This is a genomic window from Chryseobacterium sp. JUb7, assembly GCF_024806495.1.
GTDB lineage: Bacteria > Bacteroidota > Bacteroidia > Flavobacteriales > Weeksellaceae > Chryseobacterium.
In genome coordinates this window covers 177,416-192,283 of record NZ_JANUFF010000003.1, presented here as the reverse complement: position 1 = coordinate 192,283, position 14,868 = coordinate 177,416, and the positions used below count along the sequence as shown (strand labels likewise).

At 34.7% G+C, this 14,868-nt stretch carries 16 protein-coding genes and 1 pseudogene; 12 read left to right on the top strand and 5 right to left on the bottom strand.

Annotated elements, in window-relative coordinates:
* Nucleotides 1-21: 21 nt before the first annotated feature.
* The 4 genes from M2373_RS07780 (at nucleotide 22) to M2373_RS07765 (ending at nucleotide 2,198) form a co-directional block, all read left to right on the top strand.
* On the top strand, nucleotides 22-591 hold the full coding sequence (locus M2373_RS07780; RefSeq protein ID WP_259109229.1) for an isoprenylcysteine carboxylmethyltransferase family protein: 570 nt from the start codon (nucleotides 22-24) through the stop codon (nucleotides 589-591).
* Between the two features lie 207 nt (nucleotides 592-798).
* Nucleotides 799-1,092, top strand: coding sequence for a 2TM domain-containing protein (locus tag M2373_RS07775; RefSeq protein ID WP_259109227.1), 294 nt, complete (start codon nucleotides 799-801; stop codon nucleotides 1,090-1,092).
* A 32-nt stretch (nucleotides 1,093-1,124) separates the two neighbouring features.
* Nucleotides 1,125-1,406 (top strand): 2TM domain-containing protein, encoded by a 282-nt coding sequence (locus M2373_RS07770; protein WP_259109226.1) that lies wholly within the window; start codon nucleotides 1,125-1,127, stop codon nucleotides 1,404-1,406.
* Between the two features lie 48 nt (nucleotides 1,407-1,454).
* Nucleotides 1,455-2,198 (top strand): LytTR family DNA-binding domain-containing protein, encoded by a 744-nt coding sequence (locus M2373_RS07765; RefSeq protein ID WP_259109224.1) that lies wholly within the window; start codon nucleotides 1,455-1,457, stop codon nucleotides 2,196-2,198.
* A gap of 125 nt (nucleotides 2,199-2,323) precedes the next feature.
* Here M2373_RS07765 and M2373_RS07760 read toward each other — a convergent pair whose 3' ends face one another.
* Nucleotides 2,324-3,220 (bottom strand): hypothetical protein, encoded by an 897-nt coding sequence (locus M2373_RS07760; RefSeq protein WP_259109222.1) that lies wholly within the window; start codon nucleotides 3,218-3,220, stop codon nucleotides 2,324-2,326.
* Nucleotides 3,221-3,321: 101 nt separating this feature from the next.
* Here M2373_RS07760 and M2373_RS07755 point away from each other — a divergent pair, with 101 nt between their 5' ends.
* The 5 genes and pseudogenes from M2373_RS07755 to M2373_RS07735 all read left to right on the top strand — a co-directional run bounded on the left by M2373_RS07755 (nucleotide 3,322) and on the right by M2373_RS07735 (nucleotide 7,660).
* Entirely contained in the window at nucleotides 3,322-4,014 is a 693-nt protein-coding gene (locus M2373_RS07755; RefSeq protein ID WP_259109220.1) for a hypothetical protein, read from the top strand.
* Nucleotides 3,905-4,378 carry a hypothetical protein gene (locus M2373_RS07750; RefSeq protein WP_259109786.1) on the top strand — a complete coding sequence of 158 codons (474 nt, stop codon included), beginning with the start codon at nucleotides 3,905-3,907 and terminating at the stop codon, nucleotides 4,376-4,378. The genes M2373_RS07755 and M2373_RS07750 overlap by 110 nt, the downstream gene beginning before the upstream one ends.
* Before the next feature lie 240 nt (nucleotides 4,379-4,618).
* Nucleotides 4,619-5,134, top strand: coding sequence for a carboxypeptidase-like regulatory domain-containing protein (locus tag M2373_RS07745; RefSeq protein ID WP_259109218.1), 516 nt, complete (start codon nucleotides 4,619-4,621; stop codon nucleotides 5,132-5,134).
* Between the two features lie 53 nt (nucleotides 5,135-5,187).
* Entirely contained in the window at nucleotides 5,188-6,858 is a 1,671-nt protein-coding gene (locus tag M2373_RS07740) for a TonB-dependent siderophore receptor (RefSeq protein ID WP_259109216.1), read from the top strand.
* A gap of 7 nt (nucleotides 6,859-6,865) precedes the next feature.
* Nucleotides 6,866-7,660 (top strand): annotated as a pseudogene (locus M2373_RS07735) (DUF4249 domain-containing protein).
* Nucleotides 7,661-7,742: 82 nt separating this feature from the next.
* On the opposite strand, the gene M2373_RS07730 reads toward M2373_RS07735, so the two are convergent.
* The 3 genes from M2373_RS07730 to mnmA all read right to left on the bottom strand — a co-directional run bounded on the left by M2373_RS07730 (nucleotide 7,743) and on the right by mnmA (nucleotide 9,951).
* Nucleotides 7,743-7,952 carry a hypothetical protein gene (locus tag M2373_RS07730; protein WP_259109214.1) on the bottom strand — a complete coding sequence of 70 codons (210 nt, stop codon included), beginning with the start codon at nucleotides 7,950-7,952 and terminating at the stop codon, nucleotides 7,743-7,745.
* A 137-nt stretch (nucleotides 7,953-8,089) separates the two neighbouring features.
* Nucleotides 8,090-8,392 carry a hypothetical protein gene (locus M2373_RS07725; RefSeq protein ID WP_259109212.1) on the bottom strand — a complete coding sequence of 101 codons (303 nt, stop codon included), beginning with the start codon at nucleotides 8,390-8,392 and terminating at the stop codon, nucleotides 8,090-8,092.
* 371 nt (nucleotides 8,393-8,763) lie between these two features.
* Nucleotides 8,764-9,951, bottom strand: coding sequence for a tRNA 2-thiouridine(34) synthase MnmA (gene mnmA / locus M2373_RS07720; protein ID WP_259109210.1), 1,188 nt, complete (start codon nucleotides 9,949-9,951; stop codon nucleotides 8,764-8,766).
* A gap of 117 nt (nucleotides 9,952-10,068) precedes the next feature.
* Between mnmA and M2373_RS07715 the strand changes: the two genes are divergently transcribed.
* Entirely contained in the window at nucleotides 10,069-10,596 is a 528-nt protein-coding gene (locus M2373_RS07715) for a hypothetical protein (protein ID WP_259109208.1), read from the top strand.
* 153 nt (nucleotides 10,597-10,749) lie between these two features.
* On the opposite strand, the gene M2373_RS07710 is transcribed toward M2373_RS07715, so the two are convergent.
* Nucleotides 10,750-13,284, bottom strand: coding sequence for an ATP-dependent Clp protease ATP-binding subunit (locus tag M2373_RS07710; protein ID WP_259109205.1), 2,535 nt, complete (start codon nucleotides 13,282-13,284; stop codon nucleotides 10,750-10,752).
* 152 nt (nucleotides 13,285-13,436) lie between these two features.
* Between M2373_RS07710 and M2373_RS07705 the strand changes: the two genes are divergently transcribed.
* Both M2373_RS07705 and M2373_RS07700 read left to right on the top strand, forming a co-directional pair.
* Entirely contained in the window at nucleotides 13,437-13,661 is a 225-nt protein-coding gene (locus tag M2373_RS07705) for a uroporphyrinogen decarboxylase (RefSeq protein WP_259109203.1), read from the top strand.
* Nucleotides 13,661-14,761 (top strand): glycosyltransferase family 4 protein, encoded by a 1,101-nt coding sequence (locus M2373_RS07700; protein ID WP_259109201.1) that lies wholly within the window; start codon nucleotides 13,661-13,663, stop codon nucleotides 14,759-14,761. The genes M2373_RS07705 and M2373_RS07700 overlap by 1 nt, the downstream gene beginning before the upstream one ends.
* Nucleotides 14,762-14,868 lie beyond the last annotated feature (107 nt).

The window sequence follows — 14,868 nt, the reverse complement described above, 5'->3', positions numbered from 1 at the left end:
TATTTAAGAAAATTATTGGAAATGAAAATATTAGAACTGTTTTTCACTTTTTCCATGTTCGTATGGTTTTTAAGTGAATTTCTTTACAAAAGACTCTTGAAATCTGGAGAAAAGGACCCAAAAAATAAAGATAAATTTACCCTTAATATTCTTTGGATTGCGATTCTTTTTTCCATTGCTGCTTCGGTTACGCTCTCTTATTTTACCAAGTTTCCGATAGTGCATCGGTCTTGGATTTTTTATATAGGAGAGAGTTTCATTTTGATCGGAATTATCTTTAGATTTATTATTATCAGATCATTAGGAAGATATTTTACTGTAGATGTTACGATAAAACAAGACCATCAGATTAAGAAAGAAGGTTTTTACAGATATCTGAGACATCCGTCTTATGCTTTTTCACTTCTTACTTCTCTTGGGCTTGGGTTATATTTAAATAATTGGATATCATTGTTTCTGGCATTTATTCCTCCATTCACTGCTTTTATTTATAGAATTAAAATAGAAGAGCAGGCTCTGATTGAGCAGTTTGGAGATGAATATCTGGAATACAGAAGAAAAACTAAAAAACTGATTCCCTTTATCTACTAGCTGTTGACATAGATAAAGCTGATTACAAGGTTTTTTATCAAGAAAAACGACTGGGGAAAGAGGCTTATTTTTCGGCTACCTGATATTTTTTACAACTCAGTTGTTATTTTCTACGGTTCGGTAAGATAAAATTGATTTGAGGATCATTGTTGACCTACATTTGTCTCAACAAAAACAAACAAATTAACTTTTTTAAACTTAAAAATTATGGAAACAATAATCAGAAAAGAAGACTTAGCCTACAGAAAAGCTTCTAAGAGAGTAAAAGAATTAAAAGGATTTTATGGAAATCTTACTTCTTACTGTCTGGTAATTCCTTTTTTAGTCGTATTGAATTTACTGACGTCTCCTAATCACTTATGGTTCTTCTGGCCAATGTTAGGATGGGGATTAGGGCTTGCAGCACATGCAGTAAATACGTTCGGTATCGGAAAGAACTGGGAAGAGAAAAAGATCAGAGAATTGATGGAAGAAGAGAGAAAAAACACAAAAACACTTTAAAATAATTTACAATACCTAAAAAACTAGAAACAATGGACTATAATCAGGCAGTAAAGAGAGTAAAAGAATTAAAAAGATTCTACAAAAGCTTACTTTGGTTCGGAATCGTTGCGGCAATCGTGTATTTCGATGATATTTTTGAAAAAGGGAGAATTGATTTTTCACTATACGACGGATCAATTATATTTCTGATCTGGGGAATTATTTTGACTGTAAAGGCCGTAAAATTATTTGTATTTGACAGCGAGTGGGAAAATGAAATCATCGAAAGGGAAGTTAAAAAATCAAAAGAACCGATTAATTTTAACAGCTAGTAACTTTTAAGTATTTTTATTCAAATTTAAAGTAAAAACTAATACTCAATGATCAGAACTGTTATTATCGAAGATGAAAAGCCGGCTTCAAGGAAGTTAGAAAGAATGTTGAATGAATTTCCAGAAATAGAAGTAGTTGCGAAAATAGAATCTGTAGAAGAAGGAGTGGAGTGGTTTTCAAATAATGAGCATCCTCAGCTTATATTTTCAGATATTGTATTGGGCGACGGTCTGTCATTCGATATTTTTGAGAAAATTCCTACAAAAGGTTTTATCATTTATACCACAGCATTTGATCAGTATACTTTAAAGGCTTTTAAATTAAACAGTATCGACTACCTTCTCAAGCCTATTTTGGATGAAGATCTGTCTGGAGCGATTGAAAAGTTTAAGTCATTTATTCCTTCAGATAACTCGGTCACTTCACAGGAAATTAAGCAGTTAATTAAAAAAGATAAAACGACTCTCTCCAGAATTTTGGTGAAAATAGGTTATAATCTTAAGATTGTTCAGACGAATGAAGTCAGCTGTTTTTTTAGTGAAAATAAAATCGTTTATCTACAGACTCAGGATAGAACTTACCCTTCGGATTTTACTTTGGATGAATTGGCTGAGGTATTGGATGAAAAAAAATTTTTCCGCGTGAACCGACAGTTTATAATCAGTTCAGATTATATAAAAAACATCCACACTTCACCGAATTATAAAGTGGAATTAGATTTTCAGCCTGAAGAAGAGATAACGGTAAGCCGTGATCGCGTGAAGGATTTTAAAGACTGGTTGGTAAGTTAATTTCAGAGTTGAGATCATACAGAACAGCGAAAAACGTTGTATTCTAAGAAGGGACTGAATCAAAAAATTTAGATCCAGACAAAGGGTTTATGCTTGCCAATCAATAATAGTTACTCCTATTCCAATTATCTGTAATCAATTCTGTTAGACTCTGTATCTTCAAGCTGTTTTACAATAGATTTTGGTATTTCTTCACTGTCTATGGGATAGCTGAGAGAGTCGGAAATAAAGGTTTTTCTGTCTGCTTTCTGGAAGATTTCAAAAAGGGCAATCGGCTCTTGGTTAAAACTGATACATGTACTTATAAAATGCAACTCATGGAGCTTATATTCTGGATTTTTCAACTTTTCCTTGATGTCTTTTATTCTTGAAATAAAATGGCGTTGACGGATAAATGTATTGCTGTTCATGATGATAAAAACATAATCTGAATACGCAGTTACTTTTCCGAAATATTTGTGACGGTCACCACCGCTCCTTTCAATGAAGTATTCTCCTGTCGTTTCAGACTTATAGATTTCCGTTGCCGAACGCCAGATCCGGTCTTCTTTAGCCTGTAACGGACTTTCCGGAAGGTTTCTGTTGTAGGAATACCAACAGCCTACGAGCCGGTCCAGCAAATTTGTATTCTGCTGCACCTTGTTCATTTCAATTCTTAGATCACTAAAATTGAACGATTCTGTATTTGAATTGATAAAATCAATATAACTAGAATATCCTAAAACTCTGACGATCAGACTTAATTTTGCCAGATTAGGCTTACTTAGAACAGCATTATTATTATGAAAATATTTTTTTAATTTATTAATTATCAAATGCTCGTATAGATAGTTTGACCCCAGAATATCCGGTGTTTTCTTGCTGGTATTTTCATTATTTTGATTGATAATCAAATCATTAATTTCAGTGACAATATATGACCATTCAGTTTTTGAAACGTCTTCCCAATGATGTTTCTTTAAAAAATGCTGAGCTAAAAAATTCATCAATTTCTCAAGATGCTGAATATCTTCTTTTTTCATAAGACTAATTTAAGATTATTTTAAAACTAAAAAATACTGTTGTAAGACTTTTATATTTTTAAATCGAATGATATTTGAGTAGAAACTAAAAGTTTAAAACAATGGAAGCAAAAATCTTATTACACAATGATCCGCTCTGGAACAGGCTTCAATCTTTTCCTTTAGACAACGAGGCTGATTTCCCTTTCTCAAAAAAATTGGCCCAGGAAGAAAAATGGACTCCGCGTTTTACAAAAAAAGCCATAGAAGAATATAAAAAATTTGTTTATCTGTGCTGTATTTTACCAAACGGAGCCTCTCCGAGTGAGGTTGTAGATAAAGTCTGGCATATGCATCTGATCTATACTCAGAATTATTGGGAAGAATTCTGTCCGAATATTCTTCAGACCAAGCTTCACCATCATCCTTCAAAAGGAGGTTCAAATGAAAAGCAGAAGCATAAAATATGGTTTGATAGCACATTGAAAAATTATCAGGAAATTTTCGGACAACAGCCTCCTGCTGATATCTGGATGGGTAAAATAGGAAAAAAAGGATCAAAAATGAATTGGCTGACAGTTATTTCAGTACTGCTTATTTTGAGTTCTTGCTCCGATGGCCTCGGAAATGTATCAGCTGCCTTTGCTTTTATCTTTTTTCTTTCATGGGCTTTAGGAAAAAGTAAAGACCGAAATAAAAATCAAAATGATGGCGGAGGGAGCTCGAGTGGTTGTGGCGGAAGTTCTTCGGGTTGCAGCAGTTCTTGCGGAAGCTCCTGTGGTGGAGGTTGCGGTGGGTGTGGTGGTGGAGATTAAAAAAAAAGTTATGAAGAAAATCATCTTATATACCATTCCTGTTTTGATAAGCCTGATCTGGCTTTTTATCAATCATCAAACTTTGAATCCGATTTCTTTAAAAGGACCTTACTTTCTTACATTTTATCTGATTCTCCTTTTCGGGTTCTATACTTCAACGGTCATATTAATATATTTCAGAGAAAAGATTTCCAAATTGACATTTTGCCTTATGATTTCCATCTTATTCTTAGGAGTTATAAAATTGATGGTAGGCATTTCTCTACATAAACCATTTGGATATTTATTAACGATCATCATTTTAGAGATGATTATTACGTTTTTGATATTCTTAAAATTATTAACTTTTAATGCTAAAATATAGCTATGTAAGTTAATTTTATATTAAAGTTTATTTATTTTGTTGAAAAATATTAATTATAAAATAAAGTTAATAGAGGCTGTTTTTTAATTAATTAAAATATTTAGAAAATAAAATTTAAACATTTTTTTATTGTAATGTAGATATTTTTCATTCTACCATCATTCTGGTTGTAAAACAGTAGCTTAAAATCAGTTGGAATTGTTTTTATATTTGCGCAAAAATATACAAAACACAACACAGATGATGCGAATTACTACTATGGCAATATGTTTGTCAGTAGGTTGTTATGCCCAGAAAAGTTACTCTATTAATGGAGTCGTAAAAGACCAGAATACAGGAGAAGTGATCGCCGGAGCTACGATCCGGGTCAAAGACAATCCTGAAATATCTATTGAAACCAATGACTATGGTTTTTATTCTTTATCTCTTCCTGAGAATGATTATACTTTGATTATCAGCCACAATAAACACAGACCCGAAACTCAAAATGTACATCTTGATGCAGAAAAAAAAATGGATTGGGAGCTTGAAAAAGATGAAGGGATTGAAATTGAAGAAATTACGATTAAAGATCCCAGGAAAAATAAAGCTTTCTCTACTCAGACCCGGGCTGGTGCAGAAGTTCTTGACATCCAGGGAATTTCAAAACTACCGGTCTTATTTGGAGAAAGGGATGTAATTAAAACATTACAGTTTTTGCCCGGTATATCTTCTCAGGAAGGAAGTTCAGGATTTAGTGTAAGAGGCGAAATTTAGATCAAAATCTTATTCTGCTGGATGAAGCGCCTATTTTTAATAATTCTCATTTATTGGGATTTTTTAGTACATTTAATAGTGATGCTTTAAGGAATGTAACACTTTACAAGGGAAATATTCCTGCTCAGTATGGAGGTCGTTTATCATCAGTCGTGGATGTTAAAATGAAAGATGGCAATAACCAAAACTTTGGAGTAGCAGGAGGAATAGGTTTGATCAGCAGCAGGGTGAGCGTTGAAGGACCTCTACAAAAAGGTAAATCTTCTTTTATAGTATCTGCGAGGAGAACTTATGCAGATATTTTTTTGCCGAAAGATGAAGAATCAAAAAATAAATTGTATTTCTATGATTTGAATGCGAAACTCAATTACCAGATCAATAAAAATAACTCAATTTATCTTACAAGCTATTTTGGTAGAGATATTATGTCTGTGGACAAATTTAAAAATAACTGGGGCAATACGGCTGCTTCATTAAGATGGAACAGTATTATCAGCAGCAAGTTATTCTCAAATACCTCACTCATCTATAGCGGATATGATTATAAAGCAACAGTCTTAAATGACAAAGGTGACGTTTCTGATGTGAATCCTACCATCAGAAACTGGCAGTTTAAACAGGATTTTTCTCATTATGCAGGTTTGAATCATACACTGCATTATGGGCTACAGACTTCTTACTATGATTTTTTTACGCCAAATTTATCCGAATCTATTCATTCAGATTTTTTGAGAACTCCTAGATCTATGTGGGAAAATGCTGTGTATGCGGATGATGATTTCAAAATTTCAGATAAACTCTTTATGAATTTCGGATTGCGGCTATCAATGCTTTCCCAAGGTAAAAATAAAGCAGCTGAATCTAAAAGTTATGTCAATCTTGAGCCCAGGGTAATGGTTAATTATGCATTTAATAAAAATAACAATATAAGGTTCGGGTATTCCAGAAACACTCAGAGTATTCAAACTTTGAACAGCAGTGCAGGAGGAGGTATAGCAAATAATGATGTTTGGATAAACCTAAAAAAACCACAGGTAGGAGATCAGTTAAATTTAGCTTATACCAGAAAATTAAATAACGGATACGAATTTACAGGAGAAGTATTTTATAAAAAAATGTCAAATCTTGTCGATTATAAAGACGGGGTTGAAATGAATGTGCTGGATAATGTGGAAAGTAATCTTTTGTACAATGGAAAAGGGAGAGCGTATGGCCTTGAGTTATTAGCTAAAAAAACAAAAGGGAGATTTACCGGTTGGTTTTCCTATACTTTATCTAAAACAGAAAGGAGAATTGATGGAATAAACAATAGCAATTGGTATAATGCCAGCCAGGATAAAACCCATAATTTTTCTATAGTTGCCAATTATCAGCTGGCCCCATCCTGGACGTTATCGGGAGCCTTTGTGTACAGTACTGGAAGTGCGGCTACTTTTCCGATTGGAAAATATGAGATAGGAGGCGAAACAATTCTTCAGTATGGTGCCAGAAACAGCAACCGAATGCCGGCGTACAACAGGTTGGATGTTAATCTTACTTATGAACCCAATACGACCAAACGTTTCAAAAGCTCTTGGTCAATGGGTGTTTACAATGTTTATGGAAGAAAAAATCCTTATGCTGTTACCTTTGAGCAGGATTCTAATAATCCGGATAAGATTAATACTGTACAAACATCGATACTTTCTCTTGTACCCAACATAAGTTACAATTTCAAATTTTAAAATAAAGATGATGATAAAAATAAAAAAACTGATTGCCTGTTCATTTCTGGCATTCCTGGTAAGCTGTGGTGAGGATAGTGTGATTGATCTTCCAATGAATGACGGGAGCGGAAAGATTGTTATCGAAGGGAATATTACCGATGATGGAGATCATGGTATCGTGAAAGTTACCCGATCTGTAAAAATTTCGGATGTAAAATCGGAATATAAACCTATTTCAAACGCAAAGGTTGTCATTAGTGACAATCATGGGTAGTCTGAGATGCTTATATACAAAGACGGAGTATATGAAACCAATTCGTTTGAAACAAAGAGTGGAGACATTTATACTTTATCCGTTACTGTAGATGGTGTTGAATATAAAGCTGTAAGTCAGATGCCTGAGAGTGTTCCTTTGAGTGGTTTAAAACAAACGACAGTATACAACGGTTATGAGGACGACACCGGAATTGTTCCTGTTTTTAAGGATCCTCAGATGGCAGGTAATTATTATCTTTTTAAAAGCCACATTAATTCTTCAAATAAGATAGGCTATACTGTTTTTTCAGACTATTCAGATAATGGAGAGGTTAATAAAAAACCAATTAAAACAGGATATTTAATGAAAAGTGATACAGTCGTTGTAAAAATGATGTGTATAGATGCTCCGGTATATAATTATTTAAAAGCTTTGCCGAATGTAACGTTGGATACGTTAGGAGAAAGTGTAACACCTACCAACCCTCCAAGTAATTTCAGCAATGGTGCATTGGGGTATTTTTCTGCTCATACTTCATCTTTTGACGGGATTATTATTCAGTAAAGAGAATTAGTAAACTTTCAATAAACAACAAATGATCTAAAACTTTAGATCATTTGTTGTTTATAAGCTTTAGACAGGTTTTTTATTTTGAATCCGAATTATTTTTTGTCGTTTTATAGCCATACTTTTTACAGGTATAATAAGTAATAGCCAACAAAATAATACTCAATACCAGATGTGATTTTTCAGGATTTACAATAACCTGGTATACATTATATCCTAAAACAATAGAGACCAGAAAGATTAAAACCTGGTTGGTTTGGGCATACTGATTTTTTAAAGTAGTTTTCATAATTAATATGTTAAATTGTTATTTATGAAGTAAGTATACCCATTCAAAATATGTTACATGAAAACTCTATTTCCTTTGGATTACAAAAAATAAAAAAGTCTGAAAATTAATTTTCAGACTTAAATTATTGAGTCGCTTTAATTTCTGAAACCTCGGTTTACAGCCACTCTTTTGTCTTTTTTGAAATCGTGTTTCTGATATTGCGCATATTGTGCTCTGCTCAGAATTTTTCTGACACGAATGTCATATTCTCTAGGGCTAAATCTCTGCTTTGAAAGGGCACTGATTTGTCTTTCCTGAGAAGGAGTCAGCCTCAGGCCTTCAAAACCTCTTTTACCTTGATGAAATTCTACTTTATCATTTCTTCTGTCATCGTTTCTATGTTGTGCATTGGCAGCGAATGTGATAAATATACTTGCTACTAAAACTAACTTTTTCATAATAATTAAATTTTAAATTGATATTCTATTTTGTTATTCTTACTTAAGATTAAACAATAGATATGCCTGAAAAAGCCATAAACAGAGGGTTATGGAAGTATGAGCCATTTTTATAGATAAACGTTGAAATTTAATCGACGATTGTCATTTTTTATTTTTTTGGAGCAATTTCCCGCTTTCGCTACTCGCTTTTTCTGGATTCGGCTCGGCGGCGAAGCCGCCGGGCCGAATCCAGAAAAGAGCTCAAACATGCCGCTCAATCGGGGCTAGGAAGTTGCAACCGCATAAAAAACGTCATAGGTTTCAAAACCTATGACGTTTAAATTTTATAAGGATTGCCATCAAAATGACAAAAAATTTAAGTTGAAAAACTAAGCAATCACACCGCTTCCAATAAGTTCGTCATCAATATACCAAGATGCAAACTGTCCTTCAGCAATAGCGGACTGAGGCTCTTCAAATTCCATATAAAAAGCATCCTCGAACTGGAAAATTTTTGCGGATTGTAATGCCTGTCTGTAACGGAACCTCGCCATCACATCCATAGATTCACCATTTTTAAGCCTTAAGTCTTCACGAACCCAATGAAGTTCAGTATTATCAACTTTCAAGGCTTTTTTATGCAAACCAGGGAAACTGTGCCCTTCGCCAACGAAAATAATATTATTTTCCATGTCTCTGGAGACGATAAAACAACTTTCTTTGTGTCCGCCGATTCCTAATCCTTTGCTTTGACCAATCGTGAAAAATTGAGCCCCCTGATGCTTCCCGATAACTTTTCCGTCAGCTCTTTTATAATTGATTTTCTGACTTAAATATTCTAATTCCTCCTTTTTTGATGAGAATTCGGGCTTTTCCTGAGCAAAAAGAGGAGAATCTTTGAAAATTTCAACAATTTCACCTTCTTTCGGAACCAACTGTTGTTGTAAAAATTGTGGAAGGCTCACTTTACCGATAAAACACAGTCCCTGAGAATCTTTTTTATCAGCTGTTACCAATCCGATTTCCTTTGCAATTTCTCTTACCTGGGGTTTTGTCAGCTCTCCAATCGGAAACAATGCTTTTGATAACTGATCCTGACTTAGCTGACACAAGAAATAAGACTGATCTTTATTATTATCTTTTCCTGCCAGCAAATGAAAAATTTCCTTTCCGTTTTCATCAATTGTTGAATTCACTCTTGCATAATGTCCTGTGGCTACTTTGTCAGCACCCAAAGACATTGCGGTCTTCATGAAAACATCAAATTTTACCTCTCTGTTGCACAAAACATCAGGATTCGGAGTTCTTCCTTTCTGATATTCATCGAACATATAATCAACGATTCTTTCTTTGTATAATTCGCTCATATCGATCACCTGAAAAGGAATTCCAAGCTTTTGAGCAACCATCAGAGCATCATTACTGTCCTCAATCCATGGACATTCATCTTCCAGCGTCACCGACGCATCATTCCAGTTTCTCATAAATAAAGCTACAACTTCATGACCTTGCTGCTGAAGCAAATAAGCGGTCACACTGGAATCTACACCTCCTGAGAGGCCTACAACTACTTTCATTTTATTTCAATTTTACGAAACTCTTAACGGGAGTTCTTAGTTTGACCCGGCAAAAATACAACTAAATAAATTCGCAAAAAAACCATAATTTTAAACATTGACAAAAACAATATTAATATGAAAAAGCTTTTTATTTCTTTGATGCTCTTGATTTCAGCGTCAATATTTTCCCAGATTTCTGTAGGAGCAGCACCGGAAAATACCAACCGTTGGACTTTTGGAGGAGGAATTGGGGTTGGCTTTGGAAGTCAGAGCTCATTTTATCTGCAGGCTTCCCCAAGAGTGGGTTACAGACTTACGGAAGATCTGGAAGGTGGAGTACTCGGAAGTGTTTCCTGGCAGACATCGGATTATTATCGTTCAACGATGTTTGGAGTGGGCCCGTTTCTGAATTATTATATTGCAAGGACTTTTTACTTAAGTGCTAATTATCAGCATTATTTCATCAATTATAAAGACAAATATTATGACTATAAAATGAATACGGAAGAAGATGCTTTATATCTCGGTGGAGGATATATGCAGAGAATCGGAAACAATTCCTTTATGCAGATAGGGGTGATGTATAATATTCTCTGGAAAGAAAACTCCAGTATTTTTTCGAGTGGTCTGGTTCCTAATATTGGTTTTGTGGTGGGATTGTAATTTTTTATTTCACACAGATTTTATGCGAAATCCTCTGTGTATATCAGTGAAATCTGTGGGAAAAGATTATATACAAAATATAGTTAAATCAATAAAAAACAAAAAAGCATCGAGATAATTCCCGATGCTTTTTATGATGATTAAATTATTTACTTATGATTGAGAAGACTTTTCAGCCGATTTTTTGGTTTTTGAAGCCTTTCCTGCTAAAGCGTCTTTTGCTTCGTTCAGATCAAGAATTACAGTTTCTCCTTCATTCAATTGTTTGTTTACGAGCATTTCTGCCAATAAATCTTCAATATATTTCTGGATAGCACGTTTCAATGGTCTTGCTCCGAAGTCTTTGTCCCAGCCTTTTTCAGAGATAAAGTCTTTCGCTTCTTCAGTTAATTCAACTTTATATCCTAATTTTTCAAGTCTGCTGTACAGTTTGTTTAATTCAAGATCAATAATTTTCTTGATATCACTTTGTTCAAGAGAGTTGAAAATAACAATATCATCAATTCTGTTTAAGAATTCAGGAGCAAATGCTTTTTTAAGCGCATTTTCAATAGTACTTCTGGCTCTGGAATCTGTATTTGTTTTCTTAGCCGAAGTTCCGAATCCTACACCATCTCCGAAATCTTTAAGATCTCTGGTTCCGATGTTTGAAGTAAGGATGATAATTGTATTTCTAAAGTCAATTTTTCTGCCTAAACTGTCTGTAACGTGACCTTCATCTAAGATCTGCAGCAAGATATTGAATACATCCGGGTGAGCTTTTTCAATCTCATCCAAAAGAACCACAGCATAAGGTTTTCTTCTTACAGCTTCTGTTAGCTGTCCGCCTTCTTCGTATCCAACGTATCCCGGAGGCGCTCCAACCAATCTTGAAACGGCAAATTTTTCCATGTATTCACTCATATCGATTCTGATCAAAGATTCATCAGATTCGAAAAGTTCTCTTGCCATCACTTTGGCAAGCTCTGTTTTACCAACTCCAGTTGTTCCTAAGAAAATGAATGTACCAATCGGGCGATTCGGATCTTTAAGACCAGCTCTGTTTCTTTGAATTGCTTTCACAACTTTTTTCACAGCGTCTTCCTGACCAATTACTTTTCCGTTTAGCTTTTCATCCATCTGAGCCAATTTATCAAGCTCATTCTTGCCAACCTTTGTTACGGGAACTCCGCTCATCATAGAAACCACTTCTGCCACATTTTCGTCTGTTACGGTTTCTTTTTTCTCCTTCACATCTTTGTCCCATTTATCCTGAGCAGCATTCAGTTCCATCTGAAGTCTTTCTTCTTCATCTTTAAGCTTTCTGGCTTCAAGATAATCCTGAGCTTTTACAGCCTTCTGTTTCATTTCTTTGATATCTTCGATTTTCTTTTCGAAATCAATGATCTCAGTAGGAACTTTCATATTTTTAATATAAACACGAGATCCCGCTTCATCCATCGCATCAATTGCTTTGTCCGGTAAGAAACGGTCTGTAATATATCTTGATGTCAGGTTGACACAAGCCAAAATTGCTTCCGGAGTATATACTACATTGTGGTGTTCTTCGTATTTATCTTTAATCTGATTCAAAATCTGAACGGTTTCTTCGATTGAAGTCGGTTCCACCATTACTTTCTGGAATCTTCTCTCTAAGGCACCGTCTTTTTCGATGTACTGACGGTATTCATCAAGAGTAGTAGCACCAATACATTGGATTTCGCCTCTTGCCAAAGCAGGTTTAAACATATTTGAAGCATCTAAACTTCCTGTTGAACTTCCTGCGCCAACAATGGTGTGAAGCTCATCAATAAATAAGATGACATCTCTGTTTTTCTCCAGCTCCGTCATGATCGCCTTCATTCTTTCCTCAAACTGACCACGGTATTTTGTTCCGGCAACTAAACTCGCCAGATCCAAGGTGATCACTCTTTTACCGTAAAGAACTCTTGACACTTTCTTCTGCTGAATTCTTAAAGCCAAACCTTCTGCGATGGCAGATTTACCAACTCCCGGTTCACCAATAAGCAGAGGATTGTTCTTTTTTCTTCGCGATAAAATTTGAGAAACTCTCTCAATTTCTTTTTCACGACCAATTACAGGGTCCAATTTCCCGTCTCTAGCCAACGAAGTTAAATCTCTACCAAAGTTGTCCAAAGTTGGAGTTTTACTTTTGGCAGAACCTAAATTTCCTGTAGGCTTTCTCATTTGCTCAAATTCCTCTCTCTCGTCATCGTCATCATAAGCACTCATCTGTGGTGCCTGTCCTGAGTTTTTAAGCATCGTCTGGTACTCTTTTGAAACACCTTCATAGTCGATATCGTAAGCTCCTAATATACTTGAGGTCGGGTCTTCATATTTATAAAGAATGCCTAAAAGTAAATGAACGGTATTAATCTCATTACTTTTATATTGTCTGCATTCTAACTCCGCACGTTTGATCGCGTGATCTGCCATCTTGGTGAAAGAAATATTAGTAACCTCCTCAGAAATAGGATTAAGACTTGCTGTATTTAGAGTTTCAATTTTTCTTCTGATTTGTGTTAAATCCGCATTAAGGTTTTGAAGGATTTCTTTTGCAGAGTTTTCCGTTTTTATAATACCTAAAAGTAGATGTTCTGTATTAAGAAATTCACTTTTCAGCCGTTTAGCTTCGCTTTTGCTTTGTTTGAACACTTGGCTCAAACCTTGTGAAAACTTATAATCCATAATATATCTCATTAGAATAAAAGCAACATTGCCATTTATTCATTATCTAAATTACAAATATTTTACCAAAAATCAATAAATGACGATATGGCAGAAAAAATTTTATTATCTTATTGAAAATGATTAAGTTTGTTGTCTTCAAAATTTCTCTCATGAATCCCGAAATTGCTACTTATATCGGATATTCCGCTTCACTTTTTATCGTGTTGAGCTTTATACTGAAAGATGTAAGAAAAATCAGAATTGTAAACATGATAGGCTGTATCTGTTTTGTCATTTATGGTATCTTCAGCGGAATGCTCTGGCCGGTAATTATTCCTAACGGATTGATCTGCTTTATTCAGATTTACCATTTGATGAACGGAAAGAAAGGCTGATGCGTAAAAAAATCATTACTTCTGCATTCAGTAATTTATATACAGACCAGCGTATAGAAAAGGTTTGCAGGACTTTGTATGAGAATAGCTATACTGTTGAACTGATAGGGAATAACTGGGGTGGTGCCGAAAAAATGTCACGACCTTACCCGTTTTCAAGAATACCTTTAATTTCAAAAAGTTTAAAAACTGCCTATTTTGAATTCAATTGGAAATTATACCATGAATTAAAGAAAAAGGCAGATGAAAACACGATTCTGCATGCCAATGATCTGGATGCGCTGCTTCCGAATTATTTACTGGCTAAAAAATTAAATATTCCTTTAGTTTTTGACAGTCATGAAATTTTTTCAGAAATGCCGGCGATTCAGGGCAAAATGTCACAAAAACTATGGCGTTATCTTGAAAAGAAGCTGGTTCCTGACATACAATTCATGATTACGGCCAGTGCAGGATATGCCAACTGGTTTAAAACTAAATACGGGATTAACGCGACTGTCATTCAAAATGCTCCGAGAAAATTAGATTTTAAGATTGAAATTCCGGAAAATAATCCAAAAATTCTTTTATATCAGGGAGTAATCAACCCGTTTCGTGGAATTGATAAGGCAATTTTGGCAATGCACCATTTGGACGGTGTTATCTTTAAGGTTGCTGGTGACGGACCCATGAAAAAGGAATATGAAGAGCTTGTGATCAAAGAAAACCTTCAGGATAAAGTTCAGTTTTTAGGAAAATTACTACCCGAAGATTTAAGAAAAATGACTCCGACGGTCGACTGTGGCATGAGCATCGAAGAAAATGGGGGTGAAAGTTATTTTTATTCCTTACCGAATAAAGTTTTGGATGGTATTCAGGCGCGGATTCCATTAATTCTGTCAAATCTTCCTGAAATGCAGAATATTAAACGACAATTTGACATTGGAGAGATTATTAAAGATCATCAGCCGAAAAGTATTGCAGAAGCTGTTCGGTCAATTTTAAATAAAGGAAGAAAAAATTACCAGCCTGAACTTGAAAAAGCAGCGAATTTTCTTTGCTGGGAAAATGAAGAAATTAAACTACTTCAGGTTTTTGAAAAAGCTTCAGCTTCGTTATAAGCTTTCAACAATAGGCGGGACAGGCAATGCCCGTTATTATATATTTCCTGACCGCTTACCGGATAAAGCCTAAAGCATATTTTAGTATCTTTGCACAAAGAAAGTAT

Excerpts from the sequence above, each read along its gene's own strand:
- M2373_RS07770 (WP_259109226.1), top strand. The coding sequence starts at position 1,125 with ATGGACTATAATCAGGCAGTAAAGAGAGTAAAAGAATTAAAAAGATTC.
- M2373_RS07715 (WP_259109208.1), top strand. The coding sequence starts at position 10,069 with ATGAAAAAGCTTTTTATTTCTTTGATGCTCTTGATTTCAGCGTCAATA.
- M2373_RS07700 (WP_259109201.1), top strand. The coding sequence starts at position 13,661 with ATGCGTAAAAAAATCATTACTTCTGCATTCAGTAATTTATATACAGAC.
- M2373_RS07750 (WP_259109786.1), top strand. The coding sequence starts at position 3,905 with ATGATGGCGGAGGGAGCTCGAGTGGTTGTGGCGGAAGTTCTTCGGGTT.
- M2373_RS07780 (WP_259109229.1), top strand. The coding sequence starts at position 22 with ATGAAAATATTAGAACTGTTTTTCACTTTTTCCATGTTCGTATGGTTT.
- M2373_RS07775 (WP_259109227.1), top strand. The coding sequence starts at position 799 with ATGGAAACAATAATCAGAAAAGAAGACTTAGCCTACAGAAAAGCTTCT.
- M2373_RS07730 (WP_259109214.1), bottom strand. The coding sequence starts at position 7,952 with ATGAAAACTACTTTAAAAAATCAGTATGCCCAAACCAACCAGGTTTTA.
- M2373_RS07745 (WP_259109218.1), top strand. The coding sequence starts at position 4,619 with ATGATGCGAATTACTACTATGGCAATATGTTTGTCAGTAGGTTGTTAT.
- M2373_RS07755 (WP_259109220.1), top strand. The coding sequence starts at position 3,322 with ATGGAAGCAAAAATCTTATTACACAATGATCCGCTCTGGAACAGGCTT.
- M2373_RS07725 (WP_259109212.1), bottom strand. The coding sequence starts at position 8,392 with ATGAAAAAGTTAGTTTTAGTAGCAAGTATATTTATCACATTCGCTGCC.
- M2373_RS07765 (WP_259109224.1), top strand. The coding sequence starts at position 1,455 with ATGATCAGAACTGTTATTATCGAAGATGAAAAGCCGGCTTCAAGGAAG.
- M2373_RS07710 (WP_259109205.1), bottom strand. The coding sequence starts at position 13,284 with ATGGATTATAAGTTTTCACAAGGTTTGAGCCAAGTGTTCAAACAAAGC.
- mnmA (WP_259109210.1), bottom strand. The coding sequence starts at position 9,951 with ATGAAAGTAGTTGTAGGCCTCTCAGGAGGTGTAGATTCCAGTGTGACC.
- M2373_RS07760 (WP_259109222.1), bottom strand. The coding sequence starts at position 3,220 with ATGAAAAAAGAAGATATTCAGCATCTTGAGAAATTGATGAATTTTTTA.
- M2373_RS07705 (WP_259109203.1), top strand. The coding sequence starts at position 13,437 with ATGAATCCCGAAATTGCTACTTATATCGGATATTCCGCTTCACTTTTT.